This is a genomic window from Streptomyces sp. ASQP_92, assembly GCF_025399895.1.
Lineage (GTDB): Bacteria > Actinomycetota > Actinomycetes > Streptomycetales > Streptomycetaceae > Streptomyces.
This window is the reverse complement of sequence record NZ_JAODUA010000037.1, coordinates 1-16,909: the sequence shown is the minus strand read 5'-3', so window position 1 is coordinate 16,909 and position 16,909 is coordinate 1. Positions and strand designations below refer to the sequence as shown.

The 16,909-nt window shown below is 69.3% G+C and carries 21 protein-coding genes; 17 read left to right on the top strand and 4 right to left on the bottom strand.

What is annotated here, in order from left to right:
• Nucleotides 1–114 precede the first annotated feature (114 nt).
• The 4 genes from N4G70_RS35885 to N4G70_RS35870 form a co-directional block, all read right to left on the bottom strand.
• Nucleotides 115–342, bottom strand: coding sequence for a hypothetical protein (locus tag N4G70_RS35885; RefSeq protein WP_261716972.1), 228 nt, complete (start codon nucleotides 340–342; stop codon nucleotides 115–117).
• Nucleotides 343–548: 206 nt separating this feature from the next.
• Nucleotides 549–872 carry a hypothetical protein gene (locus N4G70_RS35880; RefSeq protein WP_261716971.1) on the bottom strand — a complete coding sequence of 108 codons (324 nt, stop codon included), beginning with the start codon at nucleotides 870–872 and terminating at the stop codon, nucleotides 549–551.
• Between the two features lie 170 nt (nucleotides 873–1,042).
• Nucleotides 1,043–3,484 (bottom strand): site-specific integrase, encoded by a 2,442-nt coding sequence (locus tag N4G70_RS35875; protein WP_261716970.1) that lies wholly within the window; start codon nucleotides 3,482–3,484, stop codon nucleotides 1,043–1,045.
• Between the two features lie 25 nt (nucleotides 3,485–3,509).
• Nucleotides 3,510–4,583, bottom strand: a complete 1,074-nt coding sequence (locus N4G70_RS35870) for a site-specific integrase (protein ID WP_261716969.1) — start codon at nucleotides 4,581–4,583, stop codon at nucleotides 3,510–3,512.
• A gap of 132 nt (nucleotides 4,584–4,715) precedes the next feature.
• On the opposite strand from N4G70_RS35870, the gene N4G70_RS35865 reads away from it, so the two are divergent.
• From N4G70_RS35865 to N4G70_RS35780, 17 genes are all read left to right on the top strand, one after another.
• Entirely contained in the window at nucleotides 4,716–4,877 is a 162-nt protein-coding gene (locus N4G70_RS35865) for a hypothetical protein (protein ID WP_261716968.1), read from the top strand.
• Nucleotides 4,874–5,227: a hypothetical protein gene (locus tag N4G70_RS35860; protein ID WP_261716967.1), complete on the top strand. Its 354-nt coding sequence runs from the start codon at nucleotides 4,874–4,876 to the stop codon at nucleotides 5,225–5,227. Before N4G70_RS35865 ends, N4G70_RS35860 begins: the two co-directional genes overlap by 4 nt.
• Nucleotides 5,224–6,222, top strand: a complete 999-nt coding sequence (locus N4G70_RS35855) for an ATP-binding protein (RefSeq protein ID WP_261716966.1) — start codon at nucleotides 5,224–5,226, stop codon at nucleotides 6,220–6,222. Before N4G70_RS35860 ends, N4G70_RS35855 begins: the two co-directional genes overlap by 4 nt.
• A 92-nt stretch (nucleotides 6,223–6,314) precedes the next feature.
• The gene (locus N4G70_RS35850; protein ID WP_261716965.1) at nucleotides 6,315–7,160 is read left to right on the top strand and encodes a hypothetical protein; all 846 of its coding nucleotides are present in this window, start codon (nucleotides 6,315–6,317) and stop codon (nucleotides 7,158–7,160) included.
• A 103-nt stretch (nucleotides 7,161–7,263) separates the two neighbouring features.
• Nucleotides 7,264–7,569 carry a hypothetical protein gene (locus N4G70_RS35845; protein ID WP_261716964.1) on the top strand — a complete coding sequence of 102 codons (306 nt, stop codon included), beginning with the start codon at nucleotides 7,264–7,266 and terminating at the stop codon, nucleotides 7,567–7,569.
• 494 nt (nucleotides 7,570–8,063) lie between these two features.
• On the top strand, nucleotides 8,064–9,056 hold the full coding sequence (locus N4G70_RS35835) for a hypothetical protein (RefSeq protein ID WP_261716963.1): 993 nt from the start codon (nucleotides 8,064–8,066) through the stop codon (nucleotides 9,054–9,056).
• 611 nt (nucleotides 9,057–9,667) lie between these two features.
• Entirely contained in the window at nucleotides 9,668–9,841 is a 174-nt protein-coding gene (locus tag N4G70_RS35830; RefSeq protein ID WP_261716962.1) for a hypothetical protein, read from the top strand.
• 8 nt (nucleotides 9,842–9,849) lie between these two features.
• The gene (locus tag N4G70_RS35825) at nucleotides 9,850–10,623 is read left to right on the top strand and encodes an Lsr2 family protein (protein WP_261716961.1); all 774 of its coding nucleotides are present in this window, start codon (nucleotides 9,850–9,852) and stop codon (nucleotides 10,621–10,623) included.
• The gene (locus N4G70_RS35820; protein WP_261716960.1) at nucleotides 10,623–11,378 is read left to right on the top strand and encodes a hypothetical protein; all 756 of its coding nucleotides are present in this window, start codon (nucleotides 10,623–10,625) and stop codon (nucleotides 11,376–11,378) included. Before N4G70_RS35825 ends, N4G70_RS35820 begins: the two co-directional genes overlap by 1 nt.
• On the top strand, nucleotides 11,375–11,611 hold the full coding sequence (locus tag N4G70_RS35815; RefSeq protein WP_399038019.1) for a hypothetical protein: 237 nt from the start codon (nucleotides 11,375–11,377) through the stop codon (nucleotides 11,609–11,611). Before N4G70_RS35820 ends, N4G70_RS35815 begins: the two co-directional genes overlap by 4 nt.
• Complete coding sequence (locus N4G70_RS35810) at nucleotides 11,608–12,021, top strand: NUDIX hydrolase (protein ID WP_261716959.1); 414 nt, start codon at nucleotides 11,608–11,610, stop codon at nucleotides 12,019–12,021. Before N4G70_RS35815 ends, N4G70_RS35810 begins: the two co-directional genes overlap by 4 nt.
• A gap of 103 nt (nucleotides 12,022–12,124) precedes the next feature.
• On the top strand, nucleotides 12,125–12,646 hold the full coding sequence (locus tag N4G70_RS35805; protein WP_261716958.1) for a hypothetical protein: 522 nt from the start codon (nucleotides 12,125–12,127) through the stop codon (nucleotides 12,644–12,646).
• Nucleotides 12,643–13,332 carry a hypothetical protein gene (locus tag N4G70_RS35800; RefSeq protein WP_261716957.1) on the top strand — a complete coding sequence of 230 codons (690 nt, stop codon included), beginning with the start codon at nucleotides 12,643–12,645 and terminating at the stop codon, nucleotides 13,330–13,332. Before N4G70_RS35805 ends, N4G70_RS35800 begins: the two co-directional genes overlap by 4 nt.
• Nucleotides 13,329–13,532 carry a hypothetical protein gene (locus tag N4G70_RS35795; protein ID WP_261716956.1) on the top strand — a complete coding sequence of 68 codons (204 nt, stop codon included), beginning with the start codon at nucleotides 13,329–13,331 and terminating at the stop codon, nucleotides 13,530–13,532. The genes N4G70_RS35800 and N4G70_RS35795 overlap by 4 nt, the downstream gene beginning before the upstream one ends.
• Before the next feature lie 456 nt (nucleotides 13,533–13,988).
• Entirely contained in the window at nucleotides 13,989–15,182 is a 1,194-nt protein-coding gene (locus tag N4G70_RS35790; protein ID WP_261716955.1) for a ParB/RepB/Spo0J family partition protein, read from the top strand.
• Entirely contained in the window at nucleotides 15,179–16,024 is an 846-nt protein-coding gene (locus tag N4G70_RS35785; protein ID WP_261716954.1) for a ParA family protein, read from the top strand. Before N4G70_RS35790 ends, N4G70_RS35785 begins: the two co-directional genes overlap by 4 nt.
• Before the next feature lie 720 nt (nucleotides 16,025–16,744).
• On the top strand, nucleotides 16,745–16,909 hold a 165-nt coding region (locus N4G70_RS35780; protein WP_261716993.1), incomplete at its 3' end, for a DUF2637 domain-containing protein.

Here is a 16,909-nt window from a genome sequence, read left to right as displayed (position 1 = left end):
TGCTCACCGCGCTGCCGGACGCGAGCATGGCGCCGACGGCCGCGTTCAGGAGGCGTCACCGGGTGACGCCTCCGGGTGACGCAAACGGCAGGCTCGGAGGCTTGAAGCAGGCTTTCAGTCTTCGATCTTCTCCTTCCCCTCTTCCGACATGACAGCGAAGCCGGGCTGGGTGTCCTCCGACGCCGGGCCCAACGCCGCACCACCAAAATTCGGGGCGCCCGAAAGGGTGTGCAGGAGCTCCTCCCTGACCATGTCGACGGGACCATTGGTGTCGCGCTGGTCCTTATTGACGTCGTTCAGGATGACCTTCTGGCGCTCACCGTCGTCTTCGTGGTCGACCACGGCGGGACCTCCGTCAGCGTGGGCGGGGACGGCAGCGGAGAGAGCGCCGAGGCCGACAGCGAGGCCGACTGCTACGGCAGCGAGTTGCTTGTTCATACCCCGGCTAACGATCTTGCAGGTGCCTAGTCACCCGCCCCAGACAAGCGCAGAGAAATGCACAGGCAAGCTGCGCGTCAGACCTCAGACCGAGGTTCAGGAACAGGCACTTACAGCGAATCCGGCATGTACGGCGACAGGAAACCTCGATCGAATTGCATATCGTCGGTCCTCTCCACCTCCAGCTCCCGGAACCTCACGCTAATTTTGTATGCCGATACGGGCTTTCCGGCCCCGTCCACGACTTCGATGCCCGCCGGAAGGAACTTCCCGCCGCTGACAACGATCACGGGCCGCCCGTCGCGGTACTCGAGCGCCAGTGTGCCGATGTCCTCAGGCTTGACCTGGTCGGCCGGGATCAGAGCGGGTTCGGTTGCGTCGGGCGTGAGCCGGGCCGGGGCCGGTCCCTTGGAGTGGGGCGTGGTCTCGGACATGGTGTCTCCTCGCTGGCCGGCTCCTTGCCTGCCTGGTCAGAGCGTCTCAGTACGGAAGGTAACCGATCAACGACTCTTGGTGGAACGGCTGATAAGCGACAGGGTGGCGTGAAAGGCACCGCCTCCGAGCTGAGAGGCGTAGCCAGCTTTGCTGGTGTCCATGCTGCTGATCACTCTGGTGTGGGGCGGCTGTGAGGGAGAGAGGGGAGGCCCAAGTTCACTGGCGGCAGCTGCTGCGACCGGTGAACCTGGGCCCGCTTGGAGCGCAGGAAGGTCAAGGTCAGCTCGATGCCTTCGACCTCGCCCTTCCAGCCCTGGGCGATCGCGTGATGGCGGCGGGCGATCAGGTCGTCCTCCAGCTCGTCCAGCCGGGGCAGCATCGTCGGGTTGACCGAGAGCATCGGGCATCTGATGCAAGCATGCTCATGCGCGCAAGGCGTGCCGTAGGGGCGCCCGCAGGAGCCCAGCTCGACCTTCCGCTTGTCGAAGTGCTCCTGGAACTCCGACCGCTCCTGCGATGTGGGGTCCCGGTACTCCTCCTCCGGCCGCAACTGGCGACGCTGGTCGAGGAACTGCTGGTAGTGCCGCACGATGTCGTCGTCGAAGACCGCGACGTAGCCACGAGTGGTCTGGATATTCAGGTGGCCGAGCAACGCGGCACCGATGTGGATAGGCAGCCCGGAGTTGACCAGGTCGGTGGCGAAGATCCTGCGGAAGTCGTGGGCGGAGAACGTCGTCCCGACGAACTCGGGGTGGGTCTTGGCCAGCTCGGTGCAGCACTTGCGCAGGCGGCGCCAGATCGTGCTGGTGCTCATCGCCTGTCGCTCCAGGCCGGTCTGGGTCTGGAACAGGTAGGGCAGGGGCGGGCACCACACCTTCTCGTGAACGTCGTACCGGCTCGCGATCGGCACCGTGCCGTAGGTGCCGCGGTGCCGGCGGATGACCTGGGCGATGACGTGGAACAGTTCGGCGGACATCGGGATCACCCGCTCCCGGTCCGTCTTGGAGGGAGTGACGACCAGGAGCGCGACGACCTCGCCGTTGGGGCGCTGGTAGTTGCGGACGCTCAGGTGGGTCAGTTCGGTCAGCTCCTCGATCCGCAGGCCGGCGTGCCGGAGCACTTCGACGACGGCCCAGTCCCAGAAGGCCGCGGTCTCGTCCCGGGTGACGGCGACCAGCTCGCCCGTGTCCCGGTTGACCGCCCGGACGGGGAAGGCCTTCTCCGTCTTGGCCCGCTTGAGGTCGTACTCGCTGGCGGTGCGCTGCCACTGTGCGCCGGCGGCGGTGAACCGCTCACCGGGTTCGACGGCCTGGGCGGCGGTGAGGATCTCGCGCAGTCGCATCCACCGGTTGGTGACGTGGTCGACCAGCAGAGGCAGCAAGGGCTGGCGGACCCGGGTACGTTCGGCCATCCGTGCGTTGATCTCGCGGCGGCGGACGTTGAACCAGCGCAGTTCGGCATCACGGACGGGGCAGGGCACCGACCACGCCGCCCAGCGCTCGGGTTCGGCGACCGCCCAGCTCTGCAAGTCCAGGTAGAAGGTGCGGACCTTGAGCAGCACGCCGTCCATGTCGAGCCGGGGCCGCCCGCCGGGCAGGACGGAGATGGTCTCCTTCCACTGCTGGTAGGTCTCCTCGCTCAGCCGCAGGTCGGCCTGGTCGGGGTTGACCTTCTCGACGTTGCTCCAGAAAGTGCCGGGCAGGACCCGGGCCAGCTGCCGCAGCGAGGAGTGGTCCAGGTCGGCGGCGCGGCGGCGAAGGTATTCCACCAGCAGATTGCGCACGTCGGTGTTGCGCAGCTGCTGCCGGTCGACGAGTTCCTCGACGCTCTTCTGCCCGCCAACGAGGGCGGCCCGCAGCACGTGCGGAGCCGACGGCGGGAAGTGCCCCGACTCGTAGAGGATGTGCCAGGCCGCGATCGCCGCGTAGTTGTACTCCTGGCCGCGCTTGGTGGCCCCGCGGGTGAGCTGCTTGCGCCGCGACTCCAGCGAGTAGTGCAGCAGCACCTCCGGCGTCAGGTCGGCCAGGGAGATCCCGAACACGGTCAGGGCGCAGGCGACGTCGAACAGCGCGGTGCGCTGGGCCGCCGGGGTCGCATCGGAGGCTTCGACCGCGGCGTGGAACTTGTCCAGCAGCGGGTCCTTGGCCACCAGGCAGAAGTCGAGGGCGTAGTTCGGGTAGGTGTGGCCGCGGAAGGCGTCCAGGCTCGGACGGATCACCCGCAGGCAGAACAACTGGCGGGTGCCCGAGATGAACAGCTTGCGCAGCTTCTTGTCCTCGCCGCCCAGGTCACCGGGATTCGTGCCGTACTCGTCCAGTCCGGCCGCCACCCATCGCTGCTGCCAGGTCGTGCCGGGGAACCGCTGCAGGTGTTCGAGGATCGTCACCGTGCTGAGGCGGCGCAGCCGGCGCCGCTCAAGGCCCTCGTCGTCCCAGGCCGTCACGACCGCGTCGGCAACCTTGGTCAGCGAGGCCCGGGAGAGGTCACCGGCCGGCCGGGGCGGGTTCTCCGGCTCGGGTGGTGGCGCGGGCTGGATGACCTTGGTGTTCACCCGGTCCGCCGGTGCCTCCCGCAGGGGGTTGCGCTGGATGCGTCCGGTCGTCGGGCCCATCGCCCGTGCGTTGTAGCCAGCGGTACTACCGGGCACCGAACACCGCCTCGACATCGGCCGGATCGTAGATCTGCGACCAGCGGATTTCCTGGCGGGGGCGCTGGTAGTGCTCGGCGAGCTTGTCCATCAGGTCCTCCAGGCCGACCGCGGTGTAGCGGGCGGTGGTGCTGAGATGCGCGTGCCGCAGGATCGTCTGCACCTCCACCAGCGTCAACGAAGGGTCCCGCGCCATCCGCGTGGCCGCCGTGTGCCGGGTGTCGTGCAGCGTGTAGTTCGTGCCGAGCACAGCGTTCGCCCGCTGGAGCACGCGGCGCATCGCCCAATAGGTCAGCGGCCGGGGATCACCCCGGCGGGCCCGCCAGAGCGGCCCGCCCGGCCCGGGCAGCCCGGCCTGGTCCAGGTAGGCCGCCATGTAGGCGAACGCCTGCGGGGACGCGGGCACCGGGTCCCGCTGACCGGTGCCCTTGGTGATCACCCACAAGCGTCCGGCCGACCAGTCCACGTCCTCCAGGCGCACCCCGAGCAGTTCGCTGGCGCGGGCACCGGAGCTGACGTAGCAGTCCAGCAGGGCACGGTCCCGATCGCATCTCATCTGCGCGAACAGCTCGTCCCACAGCCGATCGGGAATCGCCCGGGGCTGGCGCTCCCGCACCCTCGGCCGCAGCCGGGCCCGCCTGGTAGGGGCCGGCGCCTCCAGCGGGGAGCGGTGAGCCAGCCGGGCCCGGCGGTCTCGGCTCTCGGGCACCGGATTGACCACCGGGCCCCGGCCGTAGTGCTGGTGGAAGGCGTAGAAGCCGTGCACCACGGTCAATGCGTGCGCGATCGTCCTGGGCGCGTACCCATCCAGCAGCGTGGTCTTGCCCGTCTTCGGATTGACCACGCCCGCGGGCATCGAGTCCGGCCGCGAGCGACGCCGCTGCGGATTCGGCGCCGTACGCAGCCAGCCGACCATCGCGGTCGTCTCCGCCTCGGTCGCCTGCTCCCAGCCGACATTCACCGCCCACAGCACCCGGAACCAGCGCAGCAGGTCGTACCCGTAGCTGCGGCCCGTCAGCGCGCTCGCGTCGCCGAGCGCCAGGTCCCGCAGGTACCGGCTCACCGGCTCGATCTCCCGACCGGCCGCATCGACCACGAACCACGGCAACGAAGGTCTCGCCCCCTTCACCACCGCACCGACCGACGGCAGCTGGCCGCAGCCATCCATCAGATCCCGATGTACGGAGGACATTCCATGAAACGAGGACATGCCGAAATCCTCGGCACCCACCCGCCGGAACACCAGCGGATCACCAACTTGGTGCAGTCAACAGACCAGTCGGCCCACCGCTTGATCGGCGTGGCTGCCGCCCTGGTCACCACCTGGATCACCCTGCGCAAGGGCGACCGCCGGTGACGCCCGCCGCCCGCACCCGGCTCGACAGGGTGCGCTCCTCCGTCGGCATCGCCAAGCTCGCCGTCCAGCAGCTCGAAGACGAACTGGCCCGCCCCGTCGACCCCGAGCTGCTCGCCGGGCTGCTGCGCGAGCTGTTCGACGAAGCCTTCCCGCAGGACGGCCTCTTCGGCTCCCTCAACCAGGTCCTCACCATGGCCTCCCGCGTCGCGGCCCTCACGCCGCTGGACGGCGAGGACCCCGAGTCCGCGGCCTGCGCGATCGAAGAGGCCGCCGCCTACACCGGCGACTCCGCCGGGCTGCGCCTGCACCTGGCCACCTCCACCCTCCACCCGCAGGGAGAACGCGCATGAAGACCACCTTCACCGGCACCATGCAGCCGCTCGACACGACCATCCCCGACCCGTCGCTCATCGTGATGATCGGGGCATCCGGCAGCGGCAAGACCACGATGGCGAGCAGCTGGCCCGTCACCCAGGTCCTGGAACTCGACACCTTCCGGGCGATGGTCTCGGATGATGCCGGCGACCAGACCGCGACCGAGGCCGCGGTCACCGTCATGCACGCCGCCCTCGCGGCCCGCATGGCCCGACGGCTCACCACGGTCATCAGCGACACGAACACCGACACCACCGTGCGCAAAAGCCTGATCGACGCGGCCCGCGCCCACGGCGTGCCCGTCGTCGCGCTGCTCGTGTGCACCCCGGCCGACGTCTGCGTGTGGCGTCAGGCCGTCCGCGACCCGGCCCGCGCCGTGCCCGAGGACGTCGTACGCCGCCAGCACGCCGATGCCGTCACCGCGTTCCCGCAGCTGCGCAGCGAGGGCTTCGACCACGTCGTCTTCGCCGACACCATCCACCGCCTGGAGCCGCTCCTCAAGCGCGCCAGCGACGCCCGCCGCCGCGACATGGGCTGGGACGGCGGCGCTGGCCTCGGCTCCCTGCTCCTGGTGCGCCGAGTCTTCGGCCCGGACGTGCTGCCGCTGTGGACCTGGCGCGACGGCAGCGACCTGGCGGGCGGCGACCGCGTCGGCGTGATCCGCCTCGGCAAGGACAGCCTCGTGCTAGCCCTGCGCACGAACGTCGACGGCGAGGGGGACGTCGGTTTCGACCTGCTCACGTGCTGCCCGTACGACGATGAGTGCGCCGCGCGCGCCTGGCAGCCCGTGCACTCCGTGACCGACCTGCTCATCGCGCACACCAGCGACCGGCCGCACCCAGACACGGTGTGCACTGTCCACGGCGGCCCCGACGACGTCGACCAGGAGGCCGACGACCACGACCAGGACGACGACCCCGAGGGCCGCGCGGACCCGGAGGCGCAGTACGCGGACGCGGTCCGCGCGTGAGCCGCAGCGTCAACGCTTCACCGACCACCTCGAACCCGCCGCGGCCCGGCCACGCCGGGCGCCCGCTGCTTCCCCGGGAAGGACACCCACGCATGAGCATCACGATCAGGAACACATACGGCACCGCGCACCACGTCAGCGAGACCAATCCGGCTCACGTCACCAGCTGCGACCGGTACCGGTTACCGCTGGTCGGCACTATCGCCCCTGGCAACCCGGGCTACGAGGACATGGTCGAGATGCTGCGGGAGACCGGCCACGACACCCGCCCCGAGGGATACGGCCTGATCTTCCTGGAGTCCGAGGAGTTCTCCGCGACGTACTTCGGGGCGATCGCACAGATTGAGCAGTACCAGCGCGAGAGCGCCGTCGGAACGGCGACCTTCGACGCCTCCCAGGGCGTGACGTACGCCCAGTGGCCCCACGGCAAGGGCTGGGACGACTTCCTCCCCATTGTCTTCTGGAACCAGGTACAGCGCGGCGGGATCGCGGACGGCGTCGGCCTGGTAACTGCCTTCGCACACACCGAGATCCCGGGTGCGGAGGTCATCGTCTACGAGTTCGAAGGCAAGTGGCTTCCCGGCAGCCAGCCGCAGCAGAAGGTCACCTACCACTGCACCGGCTGCCACCTGGACACCTTCCACGACAGCGGGCACGTCCATGAGAACTCCGGTCCCAGCAGCCGACGCTGGGCCGCCCGCCAGGCCCGCCAGCACCTCATCAGCGCCCACCGGGACGGCGTCGGCGGCACTAATAGCGCCTGCCGCCCCAACAACGGCGAGATGCTGCGCGCCGTGAACGCCGTCGCCCGCGAGATGTGGGGCACCACGGGCACCGCACTCCCGGACACCGACGACGCGTACTGCGCGACCAAGGGCCCTTGCTCGATCATCCGCGAACTCCGAGCCGGAGTCCGCCCGCCCACCTACCGCGCCTGAGGAACGCTCCCCCTCACCGCACCGTCCACAACCTCTGCCGCGACTACGGAGACCATCGCATGCCCATCACGATCGAGCTCCACCACTGACAGGAGACCCACCCGTGCCCGTCCAGACCAGGACCAACACCTTCGCCGCGCTCCGCGACTGCTTCGCCACCGACCTCGCCGCCCTCATCGGCGACAAGACGCAGCGCGACGCCACCCCCAACACGTTCATCGACCTGGTCGAAGAGGGACGCGACGTCCTCGGATCGTCCAGCATCGGCGCCTGGCAGGACGCCAGCGACGACCTAGACTCCGCCGCCACCTACCTCACCGAAGCACTGACCGAGCCCGGCGCCGACCAACCCGCGCTCCTGGCCCGCGCACGAACCCACCTGCGCGACGCCATCGAAGCAGCCAGCTGAACCCTCGCCCGAGTTGAGCGCACTCTGTGCCGCCCCGGACCCCGCGCCTGCCGGGGCCGGGGTGGTTGCAGTGGCCCCTCAACACAGGAAGGAGATGGACGTCATGCCCCTGCCCTACTTCGAGGTCGACGTCCCGATACGCCACAGCCAAACCCCCAACCAGAAAGGCGTGCACGTCTTCACCGGCCGGGCCGACAGCCGCAGCGCTGCCGTACGGATCGCTCACGAGGTCTACGACGCGGCACGCACCGCAGCGGCGGCCGGACTTGAGATCCCCACGGACGGCCAGACGGCTGGGGCGCCCGCGGATACCGGCCCGGCTGGGACCTCGACTGGCCCGACGCGACCGTCGGCCGCTGGAAGACCCCGTACCGCTGACTCGCACCCAGCCCGTTCGAGCCGCAACTGCTCAGCACGGAGGCCCACAGCGTCCACTCCGGTTGGGCCGCCTGTCCTGGTCCACGTAGCCCGTACCCAAGGAGACGGAGTTTGCCATGCCCATCCACCCTCGCGGTCTGCTCCCCGCAGCCCGTCCCACTCCCCCGCCAGCGGACAGCGAAACGGTGGAAATCGTCTTCACTCCCGCCCTGCCCGGCCCCGCGATCCCTGGCAGCGGCTGGCTACAGCCCGGCGGCCTGGTCGTCCACACCGGCTGGCGCAAGCCGTACCGCCCCGCCGATGGCGACACCTACCACCAGGACCCCGCCCACGACGGCTACCAGTCCTGGCAGATCTCCACCCCTGACGGGCACGAGATCGCCTGCTTCGCCTACTACTCCAGGCCGGATGCCGAGCGCGCCGCATCAGTGATCGCCGCCGCGCTGCCCGGACAGCGGTGGCCCGCGACGTGGCAGGACTGCGCCTCCGTCAACGCGCTGCACGAGCGTGCGTTCGACGCCTCGACCGGGCCCGAGATGCTGCCGCGCACCGATAGTGAAGGGCGGCCGGACTGGGGCTACGGGGCGGACTGGATCCACTGGCGGATGCCGCCCACCCGAGCCCTGTACGAGCGGATGATCGCCAAACACGGCGGGCGGGCGCCGAGGACCTGCCGGTCCTGCCGCACGAGCCTCAGCCGCGGCCGTCGGGATGGCTGGCTGGTCCGTACCGGCCACTGGCCGCGCTGGGCACCCGAGTTCCACCCGCCGGGTCAAGTCCGCAAGGCCCACTGCTTCTGCCAGGCCTGCACGGTCCCCGTCACCATCGGCGTGGTCGGCCAGGCCGTCGACGTGGACGGGCAGAGCGTGCCGGGCTCCCTGTCCACCACCACCATGAGTCCGCTGCCCCTCGGGCTCGCTCTGGAGAGCGGCGAACGCGATGTGCCGTGGGAGCAGCGGCCGTTGGCATGGTTCCAGCGGATGCTCGCCGAGGGCGGTCACGTGATCCTCGACAGCCGCCCCTGCACGGGACTGTGGCCGGACGGGGTCCGCCACGACGACGCGGCCCTGTGTGAAAGCGGCTTCGCCGCAACCGACTTCGAGTCGTAGCTACGCCCCGGGACAGGCGCACATCGGCGTCCAAACCAGTTCGCCTGCCCCGGGCCCATCCATCCCGTACGAGACGAGAGGGAGATCCTCAGTATGGACTTCACCCTGCGATTTGAGGGCCGGATCGGCTCCCGAACACCCCCATCACCATCGCTCACCCAGCGGCCGGCTGGGACGTCCAGGCCGTCGCGCTGCACAAGAAGCTCGCCCGCGCGGACAAAGGGCGCCCCGGCACGCCGGTATTGGGGGCGAGCGTCATGAGCATGGGAACCCTTCTGCCAGGTCTCCTGCAGTTGCCCGGCCTGCGGCTGTGACCCGCACCCGCGGCAAGTAGACCGCGTGTGAGCGGGGCTGTGTCCCGGCTCCCGAGGCTTGCTGGACTGGCGACGGCCAGCATTTCGACCGCTGGCAGGACCGCCTCTGCGCGCTGTGCGAGCAGCCCACGCCCGACGCGCTCCCCGTTGCGGGGAGGCCGTGCGACAAGGCGTGCGCTGAGGACTGGATCGCCGCGAACCCGGTTGAGGACGACGCCTCGGCGGGCCCGCCTCCGGCCTCCAGCCCAAAAGCCAGCGCGACGACCACGCCTATCCCTCCTCCACCCGGAGGCACCCATGAACCCCACCCAGCGCGACGTCGACCATGCCCTCGCCTATCCCGAGCCGCCCGCCTCTCCGCTCTGGCACTGCCGCGGCGCGAAAGTCCGGCCGCTCACCCCCGAACAGCGGCGGCGCAACGCTGCGCTGCTGCTGACAGCGCAGCACAAGCCCCGCCCCACCACCCCGTAGCAGCAGCTGTGTTCAGCGACTGGAGCGAGGTCCTCGAAGCGGCGGCCAGCGTCACCGCCCGTCATGCCGACAGCAGGCAATACCTGATCCTCCTCCTGGACGCCCTCGGCCTGCCCAGTAACGAGCACACCGTCAGCGCCCTCCTCCCCCACTTGAACAGCCACGAAGGAGCCACCGACATGCCCGAGCACCAGCAGCCCCCCAAGACCGTCAGCGCCCTCGAGTCGATGGCGCTGTCCATGTACTACACCGACCACACCACCGCCGAGATCACCGCCGCGACCGGCCTGGCCGCAGACGAGATCACCGCCCTTGTCGCCACCCAGGAGCGCCAGTTCGACGCTGACGAAGCCGCCAGCATCACCACCGCCCCCGGACCGGCCGGCGGCCCGGTCGAGCAACTGCTCGCGTGGGCCGAGGCCCACCCAGCGGCCAGCATCCGCAGCAAGGCGGCCCGTGTCCGCGGCGACCTGGCCGAGCTCACCGCCCGGCGCGTTGCGGAAGACACACAACGCCAGGCCGAACTGCGAGTGGCCCAACTCAACTCGGAGCTCGAGCAGGCCCAAAAGGCGCTGCGCACCGTCAAGACCGGAGGCCGTCCCACGCCTGCCAGGCTGTCCGTCTCCGCGTGCGTCCGCAGCAGCACGGCGGAACTGGCCGCGATCCGGGCGTGGGCCCACGCCAAGGGCCTGCAGGCGGCCGACCGGGGCAACCCGGCCAAGTCCGTCCTGGACGCCTACGACACTGCCCACCGCACCAACAACCTCGCGGAGGCGAACTGATGGACACCATCCCCTGCGCGCTGGACGGCTACCTGACCGCCGACCCCGTCCCCGGCGCCCGCGACGGCACCGTCGTCTGGCGGCTGAGCTGCTCCTCCACCGCCGACCACATGGAGGAAGAGGCGGTCATCCCCTGCACCGCCAGTCAGCCGGACATCGTGCACGCTCTGCTCACCGAGCGACAGCCCGGCGACCTGCTGCGCGTCACCGGACGCCTCACACTTCCCGTCACCGCCAACGGGATCATCCAGCTGCACGCCGAAACCCTCGAAGTCCTGTGGGCGGCACCGCTCTTGGACCCGGACGAAGACGACGCCGGCGACACCGCGACCGTGACGGACCCCGAGACCGACCGCAACAGCGCTATCGCGGCCCTCGCCGAATCACTCGCCAGCCTCGCTCATCAGGCCGCCCCCGGCCCCGGACAGAACATCCGCCTTCACATCAGTCCAACTGGCACGCTCGGTTCAGGCCTCGAGCACTGTCACAGCATCGACCTCACCCCGGCCCGAGCCCGCCAGCTCGCCGACGGCATCGACGCCATGAACTGCTTCCTGGACTGCCAACGCCCCTGCGGCGACGTCCCGGATCCGCAGACCATCGCCGAACTGACCGACCTGTTCGACAGCATCGACCTGGTCGCCCTCACCGGGGCCGTCCTCAACGCGACCCGGCCCGAGCACCGACTCCGTGTCACCGAGGCGATGGACGCCATGTTCGGCGACGCCCCAGCCCCCGAGGACACCGACCCGTGACCGGCAGCGACACCCCCAGGCGAGACCCACTGCCCAGCCAGGACCAGCGCACCGTCCTGGAGGCATTCCCCGCCGGCCACCCCCGCGGCTCATGGCCGGCCGAAGAGTACGCCGCTGTCCAGCGCGCTCAGGGCATGCAGGCGCAGGTCGTGATGGACCTGCGCACCGACCAGTTCCTCGTGGTCACCCGACACCACCACCCACTGATCCACTTCACCGAGGGGTGCACATGACCGAGACCGAGACCACCCGCTACACCGCCGACGTGGTCGCTCTGCCTCCCGACGGCAACGTCCTGCTGATCGAGCGCGACTGGCCGCCGTTCGAGGGCGCCTGGGCTTTGCCGGGCGGCCACCAGGACGAAGGAGAGACCAGCCGCATGGCGGCCGCCCGGGGACTCCGCGAGGAGACCGGAGTCCGCGTCGACCCCGACCAGCTGCGCACGATCGGCACCTGGGACCAGCCGGGCCGCGACCCGCGCGGCAGGTACAGCACCGACGCCTACCTCGCCGTCGTCCCCGCCGGCACTCCCATCGCCGCCGGAGGCGACGCCCGCACCGCCCGCTGGTGGCCCCTGGACGCCCTGCCGGAACGACTCGCGTTCGACCACGCCGACATCCTCCGCGCGGCCACGACCGCCTGAGCCACACCGCAGCGAGCCCCGAAGCGCCGCACCCCCGACCGCGGAGGCCGGGGTGCGGCGCTTCCCCGTTCTCACCACCCATCAGTACACCGAGAGGCCCCGCGTGTTAGCCACCCTCATCACCGCCGCACTCACCATCGTCGCCACCCTGCTGGGCGCGATCGTCAGCGGTCGCTTCGCGGAGCGCGCCGCCGAACGGCCGGTGCGCGTCAGCCACGGCGAGGCGATCCGCCGCGACCGGCTGGAAGCCGTCACCGCGCTGGCCTGCGCCGCCAGCGACCACCGCACGGCGATGTGGAGGCGCGGCGACGCTGTCCTCACGGGTGCCAGCCCCGAGCGGATCGAGACCCTGCGCGGCGAGAGCCACACGACCCGCAGCGCGGTCACCCGCCCGCTGGTCGCCCTGCGCATCCTCATCGAGGACCAGGCCGTGCGCGCCGACGCCGACCGCATGATCACGCTCACCTACGCGATCCGGGACGCGTACGCCACCACCGAGGACCTGACCGCCGCCCGCGAGGCCGCGACGGTCGCGCACGACCAGTTAGTGAACACCGCCGCCCGCTACCTGAGCCCCGCCCCGTCGACGGCCAACCGCACCCCCGAACAGGAGCCCACCCGATGAAGCGCCCCACCTTCCGCCGCTGCGGGACCGCCCCCGGCGCCCTCTCCCCCGAGGACCAGGCCGTCGTCGACCAGTTCCGCGCGATGCTCACCGCCGTACGCAACCTGCAGCCCTGGACGCCCGGCGGCTCCCAGGACATCGCCGTGCGGGTCGGCCCGTTCGTGGAGCGCGCGCACACCCGGCCCGGCGACGACCACGGCCCCGAGATGATCGCCGTGGCCCTGGTCCACCCCGACACCCCGCACGCCGCGGGCTACCTCCACGGCCGCCGGCTCGGCTACACCGAACGCGGCTGGCTCCGCTGCGACACCAGCGCGATCCTCGGTGTCTGGCAGCCCGGCTACGCGATGCTCACCCACGCCGCCGCGAACTTCTCCCTGCCCGACGACGTCGGGATGGAGCTCGCGCACTACGCCCTCTACATCGAGGCCCGCAAGCGCGACGACAGCCTCGACGGCTACACCCTGCTGCGCCTCGGGCCGTACACCCAGACCCGGCACGCTCAGCAGGACTACGACCGGCTCACCGCCACGCTGGAGGGCCGGGAGACCACCGCGGTGCCCGGCTTCCGCGTCTCCGCGCGGTACGCACCGTTCGACGTCAGCGACTACCAACTGTTCGCCGACCCGTACGGGGGCGACGCCGTGGCACTCCTGGCCGCTGCCATCGAAGGAGTGAGCGCATGAGCACGCCCTCGCGCAAAGACCAGCTCGAAGTGGCCTCGAGGCCGGAACGACCACTGCAACAACTCGCAGTCGCAACTGCTGATTCAGCCGCCGCTGAAGACATATCGTGCGGTGAGCGCGATGCCGGAACGCGCTTCGTCCAGGTCGTCGAGTTCCCGGTGAAATCTCTCATCAACGGACACGGCTCGCCGCCGCGGTGACCAGCATTCGGTACCTGACCCGGCCGCAGGTGGAGGGCCGGAGGGTGGCCGCCGACCCTCCCCGCGGCGACCGAGACTAAGGCACAGACCCGGCAATTTGCGGGCAAGGCCTGCCCTGTCTTGCTGGGCGTCCACCTCGCCCCAGGTCGCTCACGCCTCGTCACCGCCGTCACTCCCCCTTTCTCATAGTGACGTCCAGGCCGACTTTGGGCTGGCAAGCCCGTTGCTCCCGCCCCCGTCTGCGCCTGGCCTGGCGCTCAACTCGCCAACAGCTGGCCCTGCTTCGTCTCTGCTTCGCGCCGACTGGTTCTTTACGCCGTAAAGAACCAGGGGCGCCGTCTTGGGTGGCAAGCGAGGCATCTTTACGGCGTAAAGGTTGGGGCCTGCGGAACGCCGGGCGCCGACTGGCTAAGCTCCCTGCGAGAACCTTGAACGACCCACCCCACGGAGCAGTGAATGGCTGGCGCGCAAAACGAGTTGTCAGTGGCCGAGCGCCGCAAACTGCGGGAGGAGCAGCGCCGACAGGCTGAGGCGGCGAAGACAGGTGCCGCTGCCCTGCCTGAGATGCCCCTGTCGGAGCTCGCGCACAACCCCCGCAACGCGCGAAAGGAACTCGAGAACCTCGAGGAGCTCGCCCAGACCTACGCTGAGAGCGGGGTCCTCCAGCCCGTTGTCGTGATCCCGGCGGACGTCTTCCGAGTCGCATTCCCTGAAGAAGCGGCTGCAGTTGAGGGCGCGCGGTTTGTGGTCATCGGCGGCAACCGGCGCCTTGGCGCGGCTCGGCTCGCGGGGCTGGAGACCCTGCCGGCGCACATCAACCGCCAGGCAACCAGTCGTGAGGCCATCCTCGTCGCCGCCGCGACGGAGAACTTCGCGCGCCAAGAACTCAAGCCGTTCGAAGAGCTCGCCACCATCGAGGAACTGAAAGCTGAGCTCGGGACCTACGACGCGGTCGCTAAGGCACTGGGCAAGAGCCCGGGGTGGGTCTCCCAGCGGCGACGTCTGCATCACCTGGCACCCGAAGTCCGGCAGGCCCTTGAGCAGCAGGCCGAGGGCATGACGATCGAACTCGCCCGTGACCTCGGCAAGATCAAGGACGCCGACCGGCAACTCCAGGCATGGAAGGCCCACCAGAATCTCGCCGTCGACCGAGCGTCAGGCCCGGAGTCCGGCAAGAACACCACGAAGAGTTCTACCAAGAAGTCCACGCCACCCAAGCAGATCCCTGAACAGAAGGCGTCGTCCGACCAGCCGGACGCGGGCGCGGACCCCGAGGTCAAGGCCCGCCGGGAGGCGTGCAGTTCGGCAGTAGCCACGTACAACGGAGATGCCACCCGTTTGCACATCGTGGCCCTGCAGTCTCAAGGTGACCCCGATGAGGCGCTGGCCTTGGCATCCACCTGGTTGTCAGAGGTCGGAAGTGGCCCATCCGCACTGCACCTGCCCACGCTGCACAATGATGAGGGCAGCGAGCGCCAACACCGTGCCGCCCTCGCGCTGTCCCTGGCTCACAGCGAGCTCTATGCAACCCGTGCCGGAAGCCAGTCCACACCTCAGGTCGCCGCCTATCTGGACTGGCTTGCATCTCACGCCGACTATCAGGCAGCCGATGCCGCAGCCGCCCTCCCCTCCCCCGGAGTGCCCTCGTGACGACCACCGTAACGCTGCCCGAAGACACCGGCCTCGACACCCGGGTCCTCGTATTCACCAATGGTTCCGCGGGCTCCGGTAAATCCACGACAGCCGCCGCCCTGGCCTACGCCGCCGCCAAGAAGAAGAAGAAGGTCTGCTACATCGGCTTGGACAAGCAGCGAGACGGCTCCCGGCTGCTCGGCTACGACGATCCAGATGCCGATGAGGACCTGCCCACCCTTTTCGACGTGGTCGACAAGCTCGTCAGCCTCTCGGAGGCCGTAGTGCCGGCCCGGAACACCCGAACGAAAGAGGCCATCGACAACCTGTGGGTCGTCCTTGAGTCCAAGAAGCTGGAGGACCTGGAGTTCAAGCTGGCCAGCGTGACAGCGCGCGAGCTCTGGCTCTATCGCATCATCGGTGAGCTCCGGGGGCGTTTCGACATCATCGCGCTGGACTGTTCCGGAGACGTCAAGCTGGGGACCATAGGAGCAATCATCGCCAGCGACGAAGTCGTCGGCTGCACCAAGTCGCAGGAGAAGGAGGCCCGCGGCCTCACCGAGCTCGAAGACAAGATCGCCGAGGTTGCTGAAGCGTACGGGCACACCGGCATGCCGACTGGTATCGACTGGGTCGTCATCACGGAAGGCGTCGAGCACAAATCGCAGGGCAAGGTCTACAAGGACATGGAGACGCAACTCCGTGAGGCCTACGGCAACATCGTCCTGGAGACGGTGCGCGACGACGTGAAGGTTCCAGAGGCCTACACTGCTGGACAGCCTGTAACGCTGTACAGCCCATCCTCGTCGGCCGCTAAGGCGTACACGAAGATCGGTCGGCAGATGAAGCTCTATCGATAGCCGCCTTTACGGCGTAAAGATCTGAGGGGCCCCAGGCAGCTTGCCTGGGGCCCCTCAGATCTTTACGCCGTAAAGAGCGCTCCGGTCGCGCCTGTTGAACTCGGGGCGCATCGGCGGCTCGACTTCCATGCAAATCCCGCCGATGCGGGGTCTCGTCCGGGCAGTCGCCGTCGAGCCTCCCGAAACGCATCCGGAGAGGGCGAAAGTGGGGCGTAGCCTCCAAGTTCTTACGGCCGGGGCGCGTAGCCGCGGAACAGCCGTTTTCTACGACCGGGTCGTGTCCGGCGTCCCGTCCATGAGCTGGTTGCATAGACCGCCGCGATACACCCCGCGCTCGACCCTCGTGAAAGAGCACCATTGGCGAACGTGTCAACACATTCAACTCCACGGCCATGCGCGAGGACATCGGCTCAAACGCTGACGCACTGGGGCGCCTATGTACAAGCGATCGCGACGGTCGCACGTGCCCCCGACAACCAAGCACAATGCTGCCTGCTCCAGGAGGATTCTTTACGCCGTAAAGAACGGGGGAGGTGGCAACGCATGCCTGACCTCTACCTGCCTCAAGCAGGACTGGCGGTTCGTAGAAGAGCGACTCATGGTCACTATTCGCTGACGATCCCTGTCTCCACACTCATCTCGGCACTCACCAGGCAGGCGTACGTGAGAGTGTGATGCTTGATCAGGTGCGAGCTGCGTGATGAAGGAGGGACAGGACTGGTGACTGCGGGGAGGGAGACGCAGCTGCAACTGACACGGACGCACCGCATCCTGATCGGGGTGGTGGTCGCGGGAGCCGTGGTGATCGCGGGGATCGGGTTCGCGGGTTCGTACGCCGCGGTCCGCGAGCTCGCGCTGCACAAGGGCTTCGGGAACTTCTCCTAT

Bases quoted from the DNA above. Each gene is read 5' to 3' on its own strand.
- N4G70_RS35880 (WP_261716971.1), bottom strand. From the start codon at position 872: ATGTCCGAGACCACGCCCCACTCCAAGGGACCGGCCCCGGCCCGGCTC.
- N4G70_RS35875 (WP_261716970.1), bottom strand. From the start codon at position 3,484: ATGGGCCCGACGACCGGACGCATCCAGCGCAACCCCCTGCGGGAGGCA.
- N4G70_RS35865 (WP_261716968.1), top strand. From the start codon at position 4,716: ATGAAACGAGGACATGCCGAAATCCTCGGCACCCACCCGCCGGAACAC.
- N4G70_RS35855 (WP_261716966.1), top strand. From the start codon at position 5,224: ATGAAGACCACCTTCACCGGCACCATGCAGCCGCTCGACACGACCATC.
- N4G70_RS35850 (WP_261716965.1), top strand. From the start codon at position 6,315: ATGAGCATCACGATCAGGAACACATACGGCACCGCGCACCACGTCAGC.
- N4G70_RS35835 (WP_261716963.1), top strand. From the start codon at position 8,064: ATGCCCATCCACCCTCGCGGTCTGCTCCCCGCAGCCCGTCCCACTCCC.
- N4G70_RS35830 (WP_261716962.1), top strand. From the start codon at position 9,668: ATGAACCCCACCCAGCGCGACGTCGACCATGCCCTCGCCTATCCCGAG.
- N4G70_RS35820 (WP_261716960.1), top strand. From the start codon at position 10,623: ATGGACACCATCCCCTGCGCGCTGGACGGCTACCTGACCGCCGACCCC.
- N4G70_RS35810 (WP_261716959.1), top strand. From the start codon at position 11,608: ATGACCGAGACCGAGACCACCCGCTACACCGCCGACGTGGTCGCTCTG.
- N4G70_RS35800 (WP_261716957.1), top strand. From the start codon at position 12,643: ATGAAGCGCCCCACCTTCCGCCGCTGCGGGACCGCCCCCGGCGCCCTC.
- N4G70_RS35795 (WP_261716956.1), top strand. From the start codon at position 13,329: ATGAGCACGCCCTCGCGCAAAGACCAGCTCGAAGTGGCCTCGAGGCCG.
- N4G70_RS35790 (WP_261716955.1), top strand. From the start codon at position 13,989: ATGGCTGGCGCGCAAAACGAGTTGTCAGTGGCCGAGCGCCGCAAACTG.